The sequence below is a fragment of the Bacillus sp. FSL K6-2839 genome, assembly GCF_038003365.1.
GTDB lineage: Bacteria > Bacillota > Bacilli > Bacillales > Bacillaceae > Bacillus.
This window is the reverse complement of the sequence record NZ_JBBOOZ010000002.1, coordinates 610,728-628,583: the sequence shown is the minus strand read 5'-3', so window position 1 is coordinate 628,583 and position 17,856 is coordinate 610,728. Positions and strand designations below refer to the sequence as shown.

The 17,856-nt window shown below is 39.7% G+C and carries 18 protein-coding genes; 13 read left to right on the top strand and 5 right to left on the bottom strand.

Annotated features, from left to right (window positions below; translation table 11 throughout):
- Positions 1-141: 141 nt before the first annotated feature.
- Together dnaN and dnaA are read right to left on the bottom strand one after the other, a co-directional pair.
- Complete coding sequence (gene dnaN, locus MHH26_RS17270) at positions 142-1,278, bottom strand: DNA polymerase III subunit beta (protein ID WP_034660670.1); 1,137 nt, start codon at positions 1,276-1,278, stop codon at positions 142-144.
- A 196-nt stretch (positions 1,279-1,474) separates the two neighbouring features.
- Positions 1,475-2,815, bottom strand: coding sequence for a chromosomal replication initiator protein DnaA (gene dnaA, locus MHH26_RS17265; RefSeq protein ID WP_034660669.1), 1,341 nt, complete (start codon positions 2,813-2,815; stop codon positions 1,475-1,477).
- A gap of 619 nt (positions 2,816-3,434) precedes the next feature.
- On the opposite strand from dnaA, the gene rpmH reads away from it, so the two are divergent.
- The 11 genes from rpmH (at position 3,435) to MHH26_RS17210 (ending at position 13,757) form a co-directional block, all read left to right on the top strand.
- Positions 3,435-3,569, top strand: coding sequence for a 50S ribosomal protein L34 (rpmH, locus tag MHH26_RS17260; RefSeq protein WP_008360908.1), 135 nt, complete (start codon positions 3,435-3,437; stop codon positions 3,567-3,569).
- 78 nt (positions 3,570-3,647) lie between these two features.
- The gene (gene rnpA / locus MHH26_RS17255; RefSeq protein ID WP_034660668.1) at positions 3,648-4,007 is read left to right on the top strand and encodes a ribonuclease P protein component; all 360 of its coding nucleotides are present in this window, start codon (positions 3,648-3,650) and stop codon (positions 4,005-4,007) included.
- A gap of 158 nt (positions 4,008-4,165) precedes the next feature.
- Positions 4,166-4,948, top strand: coding sequence for a YidC family membrane integrase SpoIIIJ (spoIIIJ, locus tag MHH26_RS17250; protein ID WP_095286180.1), 783 nt, complete (start codon positions 4,166-4,168; stop codon positions 4,946-4,948).
- A complete protein-coding gene (jag, locus tag MHH26_RS17245; protein WP_307500635.1) occupies positions 4,945-5,568 on the top strand; it encodes an RNA-binding cell elongation regulator Jag/EloR in 624 nt (207 codons plus the stop codon). Before spoIIIJ ends, jag begins: the two co-directional genes overlap by 4 nt.
- Before the next feature lie 402 nt (positions 5,569-5,970).
- Positions 5,971-7,350: a tRNA uridine-5-carboxymethylaminomethyl(34) synthesis GTPase MnmE gene (mnmE, locus tag MHH26_RS17240; RefSeq protein ID WP_340974217.1), complete on the top strand. Its 1,380-nt coding sequence runs from the start codon at positions 5,971-5,973 to the stop codon at positions 7,348-7,350.
- A 17-nt stretch (positions 7,351-7,367) separates the two neighbouring features.
- Positions 7,368-9,254, top strand: coding sequence for a tRNA uridine-5-carboxymethylaminomethyl(34) synthesis enzyme MnmG (mnmG, locus tag MHH26_RS17235; RefSeq protein WP_066031461.1), 1,887 nt, complete (start codon positions 7,368-7,370; stop codon positions 9,252-9,254).
- A 13-nt stretch (positions 9,255-9,267) separates the two neighbouring features.
- Positions 9,268-9,987: a 16S rRNA (guanine(527)-N(7))-methyltransferase RsmG gene (gene rsmG / locus MHH26_RS17230; protein ID WP_034660662.1), complete on the top strand. Its 720-nt coding sequence runs from the start codon at positions 9,268-9,270 to the stop codon at positions 9,985-9,987.
- Between the two features lie 105 nt (positions 9,988-10,092).
- Positions 10,093-10,968 (top strand): nucleoid occlusion protein, encoded by an 876-nt coding sequence (gene noc, locus MHH26_RS17225; RefSeq protein ID WP_034660661.1) that lies wholly within the window; start codon positions 10,093-10,095, stop codon positions 10,966-10,968.
- 118 nt (positions 10,969-11,086) lie between these two features.
- Positions 11,087-11,911, top strand: a complete 825-nt coding sequence (locus MHH26_RS17220; RefSeq protein ID WP_340974216.1) for an orthopoxovirus pf05708 family protein — start codon at positions 11,087-11,089, stop codon at positions 11,909-11,911.
- A 237-nt stretch (positions 11,912-12,148) separates the two neighbouring features.
- The gene (soj, locus tag MHH26_RS17215) at positions 12,149-12,910 is read left to right on the top strand and encodes a sporulation initiation inhibitor protein Soj (RefSeq protein ID WP_034620351.1); all 762 of its coding nucleotides are present in this window, start codon (positions 12,149-12,151) and stop codon (positions 12,908-12,910) included.
- Positions 12,903-13,757 carry a ParB/RepB/Spo0J family partition protein gene (locus MHH26_RS17210; RefSeq protein WP_282067633.1) on the top strand — a complete coding sequence of 285 codons (855 nt, stop codon included), beginning with the start codon at positions 12,903-12,905 and terminating at the stop codon, positions 13,755-13,757. Before soj ends, MHH26_RS17210 begins: the two co-directional genes overlap by 8 nt.
- A 25-nt stretch (positions 13,758-13,782) precedes the next feature.
- On the opposite strand, the gene yyaC is transcribed toward MHH26_RS17210, so the two are convergent.
- On the bottom strand, positions 13,783-14,409 hold the full coding sequence (yyaC, locus tag MHH26_RS17205; RefSeq protein ID WP_334750670.1) for a spore protease YyaC: 627 nt from the start codon (positions 14,407-14,409) through the stop codon (positions 13,783-13,785).
- Positions 14,410-14,481: 72 nt separating this feature from the next.
- Between yyaC and MHH26_RS17200 the strand changes: the two genes are divergently transcribed.
- Positions 14,482-15,537, top strand: a complete 1,056-nt coding sequence (locus tag MHH26_RS17200; RefSeq protein WP_307500633.1) for a YkvI family membrane protein — start codon at positions 14,482-14,484, stop codon at positions 15,535-15,537.
- A gap of 25 nt (positions 15,538-15,562) precedes the next feature.
- Here the strand turns inward: MHH26_RS17200 and MHH26_RS17195 are convergent, their stop codons facing one another.
- Positions 15,563-15,973 carry a hypothetical protein gene (locus tag MHH26_RS17195; RefSeq protein ID WP_340974214.1) on the bottom strand — a complete coding sequence of 137 codons (411 nt, stop codon included), beginning with the start codon at positions 15,971-15,973 and terminating at the stop codon, positions 15,563-15,565.
- A 15-nt stretch (positions 15,974-15,988) separates the two neighbouring features.
- Positions 15,989-17,308, bottom strand: coding sequence for a hydrolase (locus MHH26_RS17190; RefSeq protein WP_340974212.1), 1,320 nt, complete (start codon positions 17,306-17,308; stop codon positions 15,989-15,991).
- 294 nt (positions 17,309-17,602) lie between these two features.
- Here MHH26_RS17190 and MHH26_RS17185 point away from each other — a divergent pair, with 294 nt between their 5' ends.
- The gene (locus MHH26_RS17185; RefSeq protein ID WP_012011910.1) at positions 17,603-17,809 is read left to right on the top strand and encodes a DUF951 domain-containing protein; all 207 of its coding nucleotides are present in this window, start codon (positions 17,603-17,605) and stop codon (positions 17,807-17,809) included.
- Positions 17,810-17,856: the final 47 nt, after the last annotated feature.

Sequence of the window (17,856 nt, the reverse complement as noted above, 5' to 3'; positions counted from 1 at the left end):
CTCTTTCAATATCACTAATATCTAATTGTACTAAAAAACAAGACAAGAAGGAAAGGGGGAAAGCGAACTAGGATGAAAGAAAGCATGGTAAACGAGAAGAAAAGCTGCTGTGCACTCACACAGCAGCTATTTTAGATTGGATTAATATGTTCTCACTGGGAGAATCAACTGCAAGATTGAATCATCATTTGGCGTGCGCAACAGGAACGGTCTCATGGCACCAGTGAAGCTTACATGAATTTCTGTTCCCTCTAATACTTTTAACGCATCCAGCATATATTTTGGACTGAAGGAGATTTTGAGGTCCTCCCCTTTAATGTCATCCGCTTGAACCGTTTCGACTACTTTACCGATTTCAGGTGAATTAGAAGAAATCTCAAGGCTTTGTTCAGGATCAGCTGACAGCTTTACAACATTATTGCGTCCTTCTCTTGCCAAAAGTGATGCACGGTCAATAGCTTGAAGGAATTCCTTCGTGTTGACCACGACATCCGTTTTACTTTCTTGCGGGATCAGGCGAGCTGTATCTGGATAATTACCATCCAGCAATCTTGAGAAGAACAACACGTTTTGTGCTTTAAAGAGAACTTGCGTTTCTGTAATCACGATGCTCACAAGATCTTGTCCGTCATCAAGGATTCTACTTAGCTCTGTTAAACTCTTCCCTGGAATTACGACATTGTATGAGCTTTCCTCGTCAATATCCAACTTCGCTTTTCTTAAAGCAAGACGGTGGCTATCCGTCGCTGTGCATATTAATTCACCTTTCTCTACCTTCCAGTTTACACCTGTCAAGATAGGTCGTGTTTCTGAGGTGGACACTGCAAAAACGGTTTGACGAATTAAGTTTTTAAGCAAATCTGTCGGGACTTGAAATGCATGATGCTCTTCAATTTGCGGCAGATGCGGATATTCCTCAGCATCTAAGCCGTTTAAGTTAAATTCCGCTGAACCAGAACGGATGATCGTGAGGTGATTTTGTTCTACTTCAATTTCGACAGTAGCCATTGGCAGTTTCTTCACAATTTCACTAAAGAAGCGGGCCTGAAGCACAATACTCCCTGGACGGTCAATCGTGATTACTTCTAAATCTCCATCTCTTTGAGGAATAAAGGATTCAATTGAGATATCAGAGTCGCTTCCTGTTAGAGAAACCCCCTCATCAGATGCAACAATTTTAATCCCTGTCAAAATAGGTATCGTTGTTCTAGAGGATACGGCCTTTAATACATCTTGGACACTTTCGACAAGACGATCTTTTTGAATCGTGAATTTCATAGTGGTCCTCCTAAATTTTCTTAATGACATGTATATATATTTTATTAATAAAAATCGTAGAAGTAATAGTAGGGCTTGTGAATATGTGGATAAGTCGGTAAAAAGAAAGGAAAGACAGCCTATCCACATGTGGACAGACTGTGTATGACTATGCTCTAGTTATTCACATTTTCCCGTACTTATTATATCAGCTTGGTTATTTTAATTGTTCTTTGATTTCTTTCACATGCTGCTGAAGCTGTTCATCCTCAACCATTAATTTCGAAATCTTCTCATGAGCATGAATGACAGTCGTATGATCACGACCTCCAAATTCTTCTCCTATTTTAGGCAGAGAGGAATCGGTCATTTCTCTAGAGAGATACATGGCAATTTGTCTTGGATAAGCAACTGACTTCGTACGTTTCTTCGCTTTGAAATCCTCTAAGCGAATATTAAATTGCTGCCCTACAATTCTTTGAATATCTTTAATTGTAATGACTCTTGGCTTCGATGAAGGAATGATGTCCTTTAGGGCCTCAGCTGCTAGATCCGCATTGATGTCTTTATTGATTAAAGAAGAGTAAGCAACGACACGAATCAAAGCACCCTCCAGTTCACGAATGTTGCTGTCGATTTGATTGGCAATATAAAGCATGACTTCATTCGGAATGTCTAAGCCTTCTGCTTTTGCCTTTTTTCGCAAAATTGCAATACGTGTTTCTAAATCTGGCGGGGTAATGTCTGTGATTAAGCCCCATTCGAATCGAGAGCGTAATCTGTCTTCAAGTGTCGGAATTTCTTTCGGCGGCCGGTCACTAGAAATGACGATTTGCTTACTTTCTTCGTGAAGTGTGTTGAATGTATGGAAAAACTCTTCTTGTGTTTGTTCTTTTCCTGCTAAAAATTGAATATCATCTATCAAAAGCACATCTACATTCCGATAGCGATTACGGAAATCGACAGCTTTGTTGTCTCGGATTGAGTTGATAAATTCATTTGTAAATTTTTCAGATGATAGATAGACCACTTTGGCTGATGGATTATGGTCGATGACATAATGACCAATCGCATGCATCAAGTGAGTCTTTCCTAAACCAACGCCCCCATAAATAAAGAGCGGGTTATATGCTTTTGCCGGTGCTTCCGCAACTGCAAGTGAAGCGGCATGCGCAAATCGGTTGCCTGAACCAATAACAAAAGTATCAAATGTATATTTTGGATTCAGCATATTTTGTGGAATATCAACGGCCTCTTCTTTAGACATTTTTTTAATTGGAGACTTTGGCATGGCTTCCACTTCATCCTGATTTTGAGGAATAATAAATTTAATGCTGAGCTCTTCACCTGTCAGTTCGTAGATGGTATCAGCAATTAAGTGGAGATATCTTGATTCCAGCCAGTCTCTAGCAAATTCATTAGGTGCCGTAATTGTAAGCGTATCGCCTTGAAGAGAATGGGCTTTTGTCGATTTCATCCATGTCTCAAAACTGGGTTTGCTCAACTTTGTCTCTATTTTTTGAAGTGCTTTATTCCACAGATCCAAAATATTTTCCATAAGGCTTCTCCCCCCTCCTTTTCTTTATAAAATGACCAATATCAAACTGTTATAGAACACGAAAAAGAGCAAATGGTCATCACCATTCGTGCACATACGTTGTTGAAAACAAATAATATAGTAGAAAAACGTCTTTTCGACAAATTACACAGTCTGTGGATAAATAATTCAACAGCCTGTGTAATATCTTTCCACAGCTTATCCACAATTTGTGGATAACGCAAATAGGTCAGATAAGTAATTAAGAGTTAAAACACAAATATAATATCAAAATAAACAAGATGGTGCAATGGGTGTCACAAACTTATCCACACACTTTACATCCTGTTGAAAAATAATTATCCACATCGGTTATTTGTGTGAAAAAAATGTCGATAATGGATGTGGATAGTCTAAATATGCCGGAAAAATATCCACACCCTTGTTTTGCAGGCCTTTTAGGAGGAAAAAAGAATAAAATGCTGGAAACTGAAAAAGAAGGTTTCTTCGTTTGATAAATTATGTTATGCTTATAAGGTTGATAATAAGAGTTTTATCATTGATATTGACAATCGATGGGTTACACAAATATAATGAGTTAGACTGTCTTAAACAGCTATTCCTCAGGGAGGTGTCATAAATGAAAAGAACGTTTCAACCAAATAACCGTAAGCGTAGTAAAGTTCATGGCTTCCGCAGCCGTATGAGTTCTAAAAACGGACGTCTAGTTTTAAAGCGACGCCGCAGCAAAGGTAGAAAAAAATTATCAGCTTAGGCCACTGAATAATGTCAGTGGTCTTTTTTACATAAAATCGTAAATGAACTGTCAGTTTTTATCGGAGTGGAAGAAAACATGAAGAAGCGAAACAGGCTAAAAAAAAATGAAGAGTTTCAAAAAGTGTTCAGAAAAGGTCAATCAATGGCGAATCGTCAATTCGTTATTTACCAGCTGGATCAACCAAATCAAGATGAACTGCGTTTGGGATTGTCTGTCAGTAAGAAGATTGGTAATGCAGTGATGAGAAATCGAATTAAACGACTGATCCGCCAGGTGTTTTTAGAGGAAGGTCATAAGTTAAAGCAAGAAAAAGACTACATTGTCATTGCAAGAAAACCAGCAAGTGAATTGACCTTTGAAGAAACAAAGAAGTCTCTCCAACATTTATTTAGAAAATCCGCTGTTTATCAACAACAACCGAAAAAGTCTTCGTAATAGAAACTTTCGTTGAATCAATTTTTAAAAGCGCTTCCTTCATCTAGTGAATTAAAATGAAACCACCACTTTGTAATGAAAAAATGTTACCATACTGATTAGGTGAGTCACTTTCGTAATCAATTCCAACTTAAATAAAGTTTGAAGTAATGGGAGGAATCTTGTTGAAAAGGCGATTATTACTAATATTTAGCTTGATTGGCGTGTTGGTTCTATTGGCAGGATGTACACAAATCAATGAACCAATCACATCAGATAGTAAGGGATTCTGGAATTCTTATATTGTTTACCCGCTATCTCAATTAATCACGTACATGGCAAATTTGACTGGTGAAAACTACGGGGTTGCGATCATTATTGTGACACTGTTAATCCGCTTGCTCATTTTACCATTAATGATTAAGCAGTTAAGAAGTACAAAAGCAATGCAAGCATTGCAGCCTGAATTGAAAAAGCTTCGTGAAAAATATAGCTCTAAAGACCAAAAAACTCAGCAGCAGCTTCAACAGGAAACAATGGCCCTTTTCCAAAAAAATGGCGTCAATCCATTGGCTGGATGTTTCCCGATTTTAATTCAGATGCCAATCCTAATTGGTTTTTATCATGCGATTATGAGAACAGCAGAAATTAAAAAGCATACATTCTTATGGTTTGACTTAGGCAGTCCAGATCCATTGTTCCTATTACCGATCATTGCGGGGGTAGCTACTTTCATTCAGCAAAAACTGATGATGGCTGGAAATCCTTCGGACAACCCTCAAATGGCTATCATGCTATGGGTTATGCCGATTATGATCATTGTATTTGCCATTAGTTTCCCAGCAGCACTTTCATTGTACTGGGTTGTAGGTAACATTTTCATGATCATCCAAACATTAGTGATTAAAACTCCTCAAGTAAAATTGGATACAAAAGAAAAAGCTGGCGGGAATAAAAAATGAAGGAAATAACTGCTGTCGGTCGCACAATCGAAGAAGCAGTAGATTCCGGACTTAAACAAATTCAACTTCTAAAAGAAGAAGTAGATATCACAATAGTTGATGAAGGAAATAAAGGTTTCTTAGGATTATTTGGCAAAAGACAAGCTGTAGTCAAGTTGATAGAAAAGAGAAATGCTCTTAAATTAGCTACACAGTATTTAGATAATATTGTTAAATCAATTGATCCTAAAGCGAAGATTGTTTCCAAAAAGGAACCGAAAAAGATTTCTTTCCACATTGATGGAGATAAAACGTCATTAATGATTGGAAAAAGAGGACAAACTTTGTACTCTTTAGAAACATTGGTACAGCTAGTATTTAATCGCTATTCTGATCATTATCATCATATTACCATTGATATTGGAGATTATAGGAAGAAGCGACAAGAAGCACTTGAACAATATGCCGTCAAGACAGCAAACAGAGTTTTAAAAACGAAGAGAAAGGTTCATTTAGAACCAATGCCTTCTAATGAACGAAAAGTAATTCATGATACGATCGCCGCATTTTCTAAAGAACTTGCAACGGCATCGGAAGATACAGGCAGCAAGCGTCATGTAGTGGTGCTGTATAAAAAATAACAGAAAGGCTAGAATTCAGCAAAGCTGGATTTTAGTCTTTTTTTATTGAAAAATTGTCTTTCTATAGAAGATTCATCCTTTATTTCTAAAAAATTAGTGTGTGATATGAGTGGAAAACGCCATTTTTACAAGTAAGCAAAGGGATCAGGGCGTTTAAATTTATTGGATTTCGGTGTAAGATGTGAAGATAAGTTTAGAACGTCGTTATTCACATGTGGATAAGTTAAGTGTTAAAATAGATAGGATGCAAAGCTGTGGATAATTAGATAGAGGATACTTTCACTTCGCTTTCATTTATGGTATCTTTAAATTTTGGATTAAGCGTTTTTGATATAGAGATGGACAACGTCCATATAATAGATAAAAGACTGTCTATTAAGTAGAGAAAGAGGTGATTGAGCGATGGATACAATTGCAGCCATTTCGACACCGATGGGTGAAGGAGCAATTGCGATTATTCGTTTAAGTGGGCCTGATGCGGTACAGATCGCTGATCGGATGTATAAAGGGCCTAAGGAGAAAAAACTTGTATCAGTGGATTCTCATACCATTCATTATGGTCATATTGTGGATGCAAGGACTAATCAAGTAATAGAAGAGGTCATGGTGTCAGTACTTCGAGCGCCAAAAACATTTACGAGAGAAGACGTTATTGAGATTAACTGCCATGGCGGAATTGTAACGGTCAATAAAGTATTGCAGCTTGCTTTAAGAGAAGGAGCAAGATTAGCGGAGCCAGGTGAGTTCACAAAACGTGCTTTCTTAAATGGAAGAATAGATCTTTCGCAAGCAGAGGCTGTCATGGACTTGATTCGGGCAAAGACTGATCGTGCGATGAACGTAGCAATCACTCAAATGGAGGGACGCCTCTCCGGTTTGGTTCAGCGACTGCGCGGCGAGATCCTAGAAACACTGGCGCATATTGAAGTCAATATTGACTACCCTGAGTATGACGATGTTGAAGAAATGACACATCGCGTCTTAGTGGAAAAAGCGACATCGGTCAAAAAAGAAATTGAGTCGCTGCTTTCGACTTCTCAGCAAGGGAAAATCCTTCGAGAGGGCTTATCCACTGTGATTATAGGAAGACCGAATGTTGGAAAGTCTTCCTTGCTGAATAGCCTTGTACAGGAAACAAAGGCGATTGTCACAGATATTCCTGGAACTACGAGAGATGTCATTGAGGAATATGTGAATGTAAGAGGTGTACCTCTTCGTCTAGTCGATACTGCGGGTATACGTGAGACTGAGGACATTGTTGAGCGTATAGGGGTTGAACGATCTAGACAGGTCTTAAAAGAAGCTGACCTGATTTTACTTGTGCTCAATTATAGCGAAGAATTATCAGAAGAAGATATGAAGCTTTTTGAGGCTGTCTCAGGTATGGATATCATCGTGATTGTGAATAAGACAGACCTTGAGCCTAAGCTTGATGTAGAAAAGGTCAAGCAGTTAGCGAAGGATCGTCCGATCGTCACCACATCATTATTACAAGAAAAGGGCATTGATGAGCTTGAAATGGCGATTCAATCACTGTTCTTCACTGGATCAATTGAAAGTGGAGATTTAACGTATGTAAGTAATACAAGGCATATTGCCCTCCTTCAGGCAGCAAAACAATCAATTGAGGATGCTCTTGAAGGCATTGAAATGGACGTACCGATCGACATTGTTCAAATAGATTTAACACGCTGCTGGGAACAGCTCGGTGAAATTATAGGAGATGCTGTTCATGAAAGCTTGATTGATCAGCTATTCTCTCAATTCTGTTTAGGAAAGTAAAGGGAGGAACATAAGAAATGGGTTATGAAGCTGGCAATTATGACGTAATCGTCGTGGGTGCCGGTCATGCTGGGGTTGAGGCTGCTCTTGCTTCTGCAAGACAGGGCGCCAAAACACTTGTATTGACTATCAACCTCGATATGGTTGCTTTTATGCCATGTAATCCGTCCGTAGGCGGTCCTGCAAAAGGGATTGTCGTTAGAGAAATTGATGCACTGGGCGGAGAAATGGCACGAAATATAGATAAGACGCATATCCAAATGCGCATGCTGAATACGGGGAAAGGACCTGCTGTCCGTGCGTTAAGAGCGCAAGCAGATAAGTTCCAATATCAGCATGAAATGAAAAAAACAATGGAAAATGAACCGAACCTGACAATGCTTCAAGGTATGGTGGATCATTTAATTGTAGAAGATGATGAATGTAAAGGTGTCGTTACCCAAACAGGAGCAAACTATCGTGCGAAGTCTGTTGTATTAACGACTGGGACTTTCTTAAAAGGCCGCATTATTTTAGGGGATCTATCGTATTCAAGTGGTCCTAATAACCAGCAGCCATCAATCAAATTATCGGATCACCTAGCAGAGTTAGGATTCGATTTGGTTCGCTTTAAAACAGGAACACCTCCTCGAGTGAATAGTCACTCGATTGACTATAGTAAAACAGAAATTCAACCAGGTGATGATGTTCCGCGGGCGTTCTCCTATGAAACGGTTGAATATATTACAGACCAACTGCCATGCTGGTTAACATATACGAGTTTAGAAACACATCAAATTATTGATGAGAATCTTCACCGTTCTCCAATGTATTCAGGTATGATTAAAGGAACTGGCCCTAGATACTGCCCTTCCATTGAAGATAAAGTGGTTCGTTTCAATGACAAACCGAGACATCAAATTTTCTTAGAGCCAGAAGGTCGTAATACGCAGGAAGTGTATGTTCAAGGGTTATCTACAAGTCTTCCAGAGGATGTACAGCAGCGCATGCTTTCCACCATCCCAGGGCTCGAAAATGTACAAATGATGAGAGCGGGTTATGCCATTGAGTATGATGCAATTGTGCCTACTCAGTTGTGGCCTACACTTGAGACGAAGAAAATTTCTGGATTATATACAGCCGGCCAAATTAATGGTACGTCTGGCTATGAGGAAGCAGCAGGTCAAGGAATTATGGCAGGTATTAATGCAGGAAGAAAAGCATTGGGTAAAGAAGAAGTCATTTTAAGCCGATCTGATGCATATATCGGTGTTCTCATTGATGACCTTGTCACAAAGGGAACAAATGAACCTTACCGTCTTTTAACATCCCGTGCAGAGTATCGTTTGCTTCTTCGTCATGACAATGCGGATTTAAGATTAACTGAACTTGGCTATCATATTGGATTAATTTCTCAAGAAAGATTCCAGACATTCCAGCAGAAAAAAGAAGCCATTGAAGCAGAGAAAAAACGTTTATATTCTGTCATCATCAAACCTACAGCAGAGACACAAGAATTTATTCGTTCACTTGGTGGAAGTGAGCTGAAGGACGGTATTCGTGCAAGTGATTTGATGAAGCGTCCAGAAATGAACTATGAATCTGTTGTGACGTTAGCTCCTGCTGAAACACCACTTCCTTCTGATGTGTGTGAACAGGTAGAGATTCAAATTAAATACGAAGGATATATTGAAAAGTCACTCCAACAAGTTGAAAAGCTGAAAAAGATGGAGAACAAAAAGATTCCTGATCGTATTGATTATGATGCCATCAAAGGGATTGCAACTGAAGCGAAACAAAAGCTGAAAGAAGTCCGACCGCTTTCTGTTGCACAGGCTTCTCGTATTTCAGGCGTTAACCCTGCTGATATTTCTATCCTTTTAGTATATTTAGAGCAGGGACGTATTGCGAAGATAGCAGAATAGAAAGGATGTCGGCATGAACATTGAACAATTTACAGCAGCACTAGAGGAGAAAGGGATGACTCTTTCTCCTGTGCAGCTTGAACAATTTGAAACTTACTTCCGCATGCTTGTAGAATGGAACGAGAAAATGAATTTAACGTCCATTACTGAAAAGGAAGAAGTGTATTTAAAGCATTTTTATGATTCAATTTCAGCAGCATTTTTTATTGATTTTCACAAAGTGACGACGATTTGCGATATTGGAGCTGGTGCTGGTTTCCCAAGCATTCCTCTTAAAATTTGCTTCCCTCATCTACATGTAACCATTGTTGATTCTCTTCAGAAACGAATTACGTTTCTCAATGAGTTAGCAAAAGGGTTAAACTTACAAGATACTACTTTTTATCATGATCGTGCGGAGACGTTTGGACAACGTAAGGAAAAGCGTGAAAGCTATGATCTTGTCACTGCTAGAGCGGTTGCGCGTTTATCCGTCTTGAGCGAACTATGTCTGCCCCTTGTAAAAAAGGAAGGATTGTTTGTTGCATTAAAAGCATCTGCCGCTGATGAAGAAATGCAAGCAGGGAAAAAAGCTGTTACTGTCCTCGGAGGAGAGGTTGTTGAAAAGCATTCCTTTGTTCTTCCTTTAGAAGAAAGCGAACGGAACATCATTGTCATTGAAAAGAAAAAGCAAACACCAAAAAAATATCCTAGAAAACCAGGAACACCTAATAAATCACCAATAGAAGGTTGATCATGTAAAAGGTCGGTTTTTCTTCAATATTTAAGATTTTACAGAAGGAAAAAACATGAGAAAATAGAATTATAAAAAGGTAGTTTTTAAAGGTGGTGTAGGTTCATGAAGCATTCACTCTCACGCTTCTTCGGGCTTGGTGACAAAGAACATCCTGAGCGTGAAACCGAAATAGAGGCAGAGATTGCTGAGCATGATACATTAAAGGAAGAGATACAGGAGCTCCCGGTCGACACAATTATGCCAAACCGTTTTCAGCCACGCACCATTTTTTCAGAAGAAAAGATACATGAGCTGGCCACGACGATTCATACCCATGGCATTATCCAACCTATTGTTGTCAGACCAACAGAAGAAGAAGGTAAATATGAACTGATCGCCGGCGAAAGACGTTGGAGAGCGGTACAGACTCTTCAATGGGAGAAAATCCCCGCTATTATAAAAGACTTTACTGATACGGAAACGGCATCTGTGGCTTTGATTGAAAATTTGCAAAGGGAAGAGCTGTCTGCTATTGAAGAGGCTCATGCTTATGCACGTCTTTTAGAGCTTCATGATTTAACACAGGAGGCGCTTGCTCAGCGTTTAGGCAAGGGACAATCAACTGTTGCAAACAAATTAAGACTTTTAAAGTTGCCCGAAGAGGTACAACAGGCCATTTTAGAGAAAAAAATCTCTGAAAGGCATGCACGTTCACTTGTACCCCTAAAGCTTCCAGAATTACAAATCGCGCTATTACAGGAAATCATCGAAAAGCAGCTGAATGTAAAACAGACTGAAGAGCGTGTAGTGAAAATGCTTGAACAAAAAACAGATCGCAAACCGAAGCCAAAACGTAAGGCGTTTAGTCGTGATACACGAATTGCGATGAATACCATTCGTCAGTCTCTCCATATGGTAGAAGACAGCGGGCTTAAAATAAATACCGAGGAAGAAGAGTTTGAGGAATATATCCAATTAACGATTCGGATTCCTAAATAGAAAAAAGCTGATGAGAGCTACTCGTCAGCTTTTTTTATTGGTTCCACATCATATTTACTTATTATTCATAAATTGGTAAAATATGATTTTCATAGAAGAAAGGAGGTGACATGACTCGATGAAAATGAAAAAGACGAAATTTGTTATTATTTGTTATTTACTATTTTCTTTTTCTCTTTTTACAAATGTAACAACCATATTTGCTGTGAATTCGCCAACGGCTCCTGCAGAAGAAAGCCCGCTGGCCAAAAAAGAACTGAACGTTCTGAAGAAACAAGGTGTTGTTTCTAAGGAGGTCACTTTACAGCAATTAAATCATGAGCATGAGTCTCAGGACGACACAATTGACTTGATTTCAGCTGAGGATGATTTGAAGGACTATGGCTTACAACAAAACAAGCAGGATGAGTTGGTAACGGATGAAAAGCCGCACACCATCAAGCACCTTTTAGGAAAGCCGTATCCTGGTACCGATATTATGCCTAAAAAAGGAGATATATTGGTGACAAGTACTGATGCTTTGAAGGGTATCGTTGGACATGCAGGTATCGTCATTAATGAGAAAAGCTTTGCTTCTATTCCAGGGTTTCGACAGCATCCTCAGCTTGATTCCATTCTTAACTGGTTTCGCTATAATGCCAATACAAAGGTAATTCGAATTAATCAAGAGGAAACAGCAGACCTGGCAGGGGAATGGGCGCACGATTATGTGAAAACTCATCCAAAGGCTCGATACTCCATCACCCTGTCAATTCAATCACTCGATCCGACGTATTGTTCAAAGATTGTGTGGCAGGCCTATGCCAAAACAGGTGACGCTTTGGGACATGCGACATATACCATTAAAACCCCCTACGGATTCTTAAAAAAGAGAAGCTATCATACAGTGACTCCTAAAGTCATTGTGAACGAAGGCCGTAAAATTGGTGGATTACATTTTTGACATGTGCCCCTCACTTTTGATGAAAGTGAGGGTTTTTTATGTTTGTCTTTTCCACCAAAAAGATATATTGATATATTTTTTAATGCGTTTTGGTTCGTCCTTTCATGTACGAAAATAGACATTTGCTGACGAATATATAATGGAGAAACAAAAAAAGCAAACGTTTCATACTTTTTTTGATAGAATAGGAAGTATGAATAAAATGAGAAACTTGTTAAGTTGAAAGTGGGTGACATCGTGGGAAAAATCATAGCGATTACCAACCAGAAGGGCGGCGTCGGGAAGACGACAACTTCTGTTAATTTGAGTGCGTGTTTAGCATACATAGGTAAACGAGTGTTGTTAGTTGATATTGATCCGCAGGGCAATGCCACGAGTGGTATTGGGATTGAGAAGGCCGACGTAGAGAAGTGTGTGTATGATATTTTAGTTGATGATGCAGATGTCCTTGATGTGATTAAGACGACAGAGGTCGAAAATCTTGATGTCATTCCTGCGACGATACAGCTTGCAGGGGCTGAAATAGAGCTTGTGCCTACGATTTCACGTGAAGTGAGATTGAAGAGAGCACTTGAATCTGTTAAGCAAAATTATGATTATATGATTATTGACTGCCCGCCATCACTCGGATTACTGACGATTAATGCGTTAACAGCATCCGATTCCGTTTTAATTCCGGTACAGTGTGAATATTATGCGCTTGAAGGATTGAGCCAATTGTTAAACACAGTTCGTCTCGTGCAGAAACATTTAAATACTGATCTTGCCATTGAAGGTGTCTTGCTGACAATGCTTGATGCACGAACAAATCTTGGGATTCAGGTCATCGAAGAAGTGAAGAAATACTTTAGAGATAAAGTCTATCAGACCGTAATTCCGCGAAATGTGAGACTGAGTGAAGCGCCTAGTCATGGGAAACCGATTATCTTGTATGATCCACGTTCACGAGGTGCAGATGTCTATTTAGACTTAGCAAAGGAAGTGGATGCGAATGGCTAAAGGTCTTGGAAAGGGTATTAATGCACTATTTAACCATGTAGACTCAAATGAAGAAACGGTCGAAGAAATCAAAATAAAGGATTTGCGTCCGAACCCGTATCAGCCAAGGAAAACGTTTGATGATGATGCATTGTCTGATCTGAAAGAATCAATTCAGCAGCACGGAGTTTTACAACCGATCATTGTCCGTAAATCGATTAAAGGATATGACATTGTAGCAGGCGAACGCCGTTTCCGTGCAGCACAACAAGCTGGTCTGACAACGATTCCTGCGATCGTCAGAGAATTTTCAGAAACGCTGATGAGAGAGATTGCCCTTTTAGAAAACCTGCAGCGCGAGGATTTATCTCCATTAGAAGAAGCGGAAGCCTATGCTTCCTTGCTAGATCACCTCAGTGTGACGCAAGAGGAATTAGCGAAGCGATTAGGGAAGAGCAGACCGCATATTGCGAACCATCTTCGTCTTTTGACTTTACCGGATGAAGTACAAAAGCTGATTGAAGATGGAACGTTGTCGATGGGACATGGAAGAACATTGCTTAGCTTGAAAAACAAAAATAAGCTAGCGCCATTGGTAAAGAAAATCGTGGATGAGGGGTTAAACGTACGCCAGGTTGAGAAACTTGTTCAGCAGTTAAACGAAAATGTTCCACGTGAAACAAAGAAAAAAGAAGCACCAAAGGATCGAGTGTTGAAAGAAAGAGAGTCTTTCTTACAAAACTACTTTGGCACTTCAGTGACGATCAAGAAACAGAAGAAAAAAGGAAAAATTGAGATTGAATTTCTCTCCAACGAAGATTTAGAAAGAATCCTCGAATTGCTTTCTACGAGAGAATCATCAGAGTGACCATCTTGATACGAGATGGTCTTTTTTATATTCTGCCGGTGATATTTTGAATAGGAGCGAAAAGGGACCGATTTTTTTCTCTTGTCCAATCCATTTGATCAATGTGAGATAGACTTTCAGAAAGTGTATTGGCCATAGACATGACAAGATGAAGACGTGTGTTTTGGAGAACGAAGTATTCCATAAAACCGCTCACATTGACGATTCCATTAATATGAATATCTCCTACCTCTGGCAGATCCTTTTGTACACCCGCCCCAGGCTTTAACGGGCCATCTCCAATTTGGAAGGAGCCTACACTTTTCACTCTTCCTAAACAGGCATCAATTGCTACAATAAACGGATGTTTATGAGCTTGTTCAATTTCAGCGAGCTTTTCTTTTAAATTGACCGCATGAACTGGGTCAGAGAGCGTTCCATATACATGAAGCTTTTTCAAATCCAGACCTGAAAGCTTTGTACCAACAAGTGGACCTAGAGAGTCGCCAGTTGAGCGGTCTGTTCCAATACAAACGATGGCAACGGGTCTTTTTCCTGCTTTCTGAAGATGCGAGAATAAAATACTTTTAAGCTGTTGAATGGCATTTGTATCCGTATGGGACACGTATTCTTTCACCCTATTTCTAAAAAAAAGACCGTTCTTGCTATTCATAGGTCTCACTTCCTTGTCATAGTAGTTAGTAACAGTATACGGAAACAAGCTTAATTCTATACCTATGAGGTGATGATTGTGTGGAAGGCTGGTTCAAGGTGGACGCTTTTAATTTTAGGAAGCTTAATAGGAGCGGGGTATGCTTCCGGCCAAGAAATTTGGCAGTTTTTTGGCATTGATAGCGGACTAGCCATTCTACTGTTTACATTGATGTTTATGCTGTCTACCTATGTGGTGTTGAAAATTAGTTATGAGGTACGTGCCGATCACTTTGTGCCAGTGCTAGAGCGGCTTGTCGGTCCATGGCTGGCTAAAGTGTATGACGTTTTAATTGTCCTTTATTTATTCACGACAACGACAGTCATGATTGCCGGTGGCGGGGTGACACTCGAGATGTATCATGTACCATTTTGGATTGGCATCGGTGCATTTTGTCTGTTTTCATTTATGATTTTTTTCTGGGATGTGAAAGGGCTCTTATCTGTGAATGCTTTCATTATACCAATTTTGGTGGCGGGGCTCATCTATGCGTTTGTTTTTTATTATATGAACCATGATCATATGTGGCGGATTGATTTTGGGCAGCAGTACAATTGGCCTGCCAGCATTGTCTTTGCCTCTTTGAATATATTATCTGTGGTGGCAGTGCTGTCTTCGGTTGGGAAAGAAATGAAGGGGCTTGGAGAGGCCAAAGTGGCGAGTATATTAAGCGGCCTGATTTTTGGGGTCATCTCGTACGTGTATAACGAAATACTGGTTGATATTTCTGGGAGTCTATCACCAGAAGGCATTCCTTTGTTTACAGTATTAGAAGGAGCACCGACATCATTGTTTGTGTTTATGACGGTTGTCCTTTGTCTAGCTATTTATACGACGACAGCTGCAGGTTTATTTGGTCTATCCAGCCGGATGCTCTCTTTTGTACCCTTGCCTCGCTGGCTGGTTGTGCTGGTGATGCTTCTTTTGATGGCGCCTTTAACATCTCTTGGGTTTGCCGATTTGATTGCTTTCTTGTATCCGATATATAGTTTGCTGAATCTTTATTTGCTTGTCTGTTTAATGCTATATCCGATTTTAAGTAAAAAGATATTTTCTCGCTCTAAAAATTATATTGATAAAATAAAATAAGCACCTCTCTTTGTCAGAGCGGTGCTTATTTTATCCGAATAGAATCAATGGCGTCTTTGATATCATCATAGACTGGCATTTGCTTGAGACGCTGAAGTCGTTCCTCTAATTCTGAAATGGCTTGTCCCTTTAAATGCTGGGAGATGTGTTGTTTGACAATGGTCGTCTGGTTGATCATGTCTTCTGTTTTAGACAATTGATACTCCAAGTGCACGCGAGTGTTTGCTAATTCGTCATGAAGCCGCATTTTGAGCAGCCGTTTTAGATCCTTTCGCTGTCCTTCTCTGCGTATGGCTCTAATTGCGGCCATTTCTTCGGGGGACTGCGTCTGTGTTTGCGGTGCCGATTGATTTTCAAATACAGACATGGAGCGGCGGGCACTCACATTTTGCAAGAAACGCTGGGCGTCACTAGGAGGTTTATTTTGATTGATCATGCGATGACTCCTTTCTTAATGAATACCCATTTGCATCGCAAGGCGTCTATCTGCCTTGGCGTAGTCATCACCCATTGTGTACATATGTCTTGAAAGGGTAGAAAGTTCTTGTTCGTAATCTCTCAGGGTGTACAAGGCATTCAGCTGTTTTTCGTGTGAATAAAAGGAGGAATGATGTTGTTCCATCCTCACTTCCTCTACTAGTGCTTCCACATCACTAGGACTTAGTAAATCATAGTGACCAAAGCCGACGAGTCCTTTGAGCTCCTGTTTTACATGCTGGACGGCGTCTTTTACACTTTCATCGATCCCATCGATTTTCTCAAATATAGTGTGTACTTCATGTTCAATCACACTTTGGAGATCGTAGGATGAATTTTTCAGTAAATGGGATTTTATGATAATTTCAAGGCCGCTTTGTGCATATGCACGTCCAGAATGGATTTCTTGCAACAGCATGGCTGTAAAACTTGTATTATGATCAAGCTGTTCATCTAAAATACGGGCAGACCCATCTGTGTGGAATGAATACCCATTTACTTTGTAACTCCCAGAAATAAGAGCTAAAAAAGCATTTGTATCAAAGGATTCGTTCCATTCTATATTCATAGAAGCAAATGCTGATTTTAAAAAGGTGTCAATTTCTCTTTTTTTGTATTTAACGAGTTCTTGGACGGCGTCTTGCTGCCGTGGCGGTACAGTATACTTGACTTGACCAACCCCATGATCATGACGATTGAGTAAACCTACATAATGACTAGGTTGAATATATTCAGTCAATATCCGTGTGTATTGACCTTGCTGTGCTTTCTGCTGAATCGCAGGCGACAGACTGCTCCATATATTTGGGCTATCAAAGGTGACGGCTTTTTTGACAGCTGGCTGTTCTGTTGCAACATAAGCACAAACAGCACCGGCAAGGGCTTGTCCAGTGAGATAGATACCTGCATTTGGATGCTGCTGACAGACTTGCTCTATGTATTCCTTTCCTTTAAAAAAGACATGATCTTGATTGCCATCAAGGGACTTCCTTTCAATGGGATAGGCATAATCCGTTTTGAGCAATGACTGTGCCGCGGTGTGTACATCTTGTGGCGAGGTCACCGGCATTTGATTTGGCTGCGGACAGTGAAAAGCGACGATGAACTCGTCTGATTGTTCCGGCTGCATCGTTAAACCATATAATTGATGATCGACCTTGAGAAAATCATGGACAGTGAGCGTTTGCTGACCTATTTCTATCGTATGGTGCTGCTGGTAATTGTCTATGTTTCCAGCATGATCGGATATGATTTTATATTCTTTATCAGTTAATCTATCCTTTCGATTGACCATCGTACCTGCTCCCTCACATAACATTTATGCAGATATCATAAATCAAAAAATATGGAAAAACCACAGCGTTCTACCAATAAAAACCTTTTGACCTACAGTGTTTGTGACAATATTGAAAAAAAGCGGAGTTTAAGTAACTATTGGTCACAAATAAAATGATCTAAAAGAAGGGTTTTTTCTATAAAAAAGAATAGGATGAATGATTGAAAGAGGTTCTTTGTTTTGTACATTGCTCTTCATCGCCGTTTTTTTGTACAATAGATTCAATGAAGTGAGCAAGAGAGGTGAAGGCTGATGGCAGACAAAGCGTTTGGGTTACATGACGTCGTTGAAATGAAGAAACCCCATCCATGTGGTGTCAATCGGTGGAAAGTTATTCGATTGGGCATGGATATTCGCATTAAATGTGAAGGCTGCGGGCACAGCGTGATGATCCCAAGAAGAGACTTTGAACGAAAAATGAAGAAAATTCTCGTCAAGCATGAGGAGCCAACTGCTTAAGTAGGCCTCATGCTTTTTTGATGAAATTCGTCTTTTGTATAGAAGAA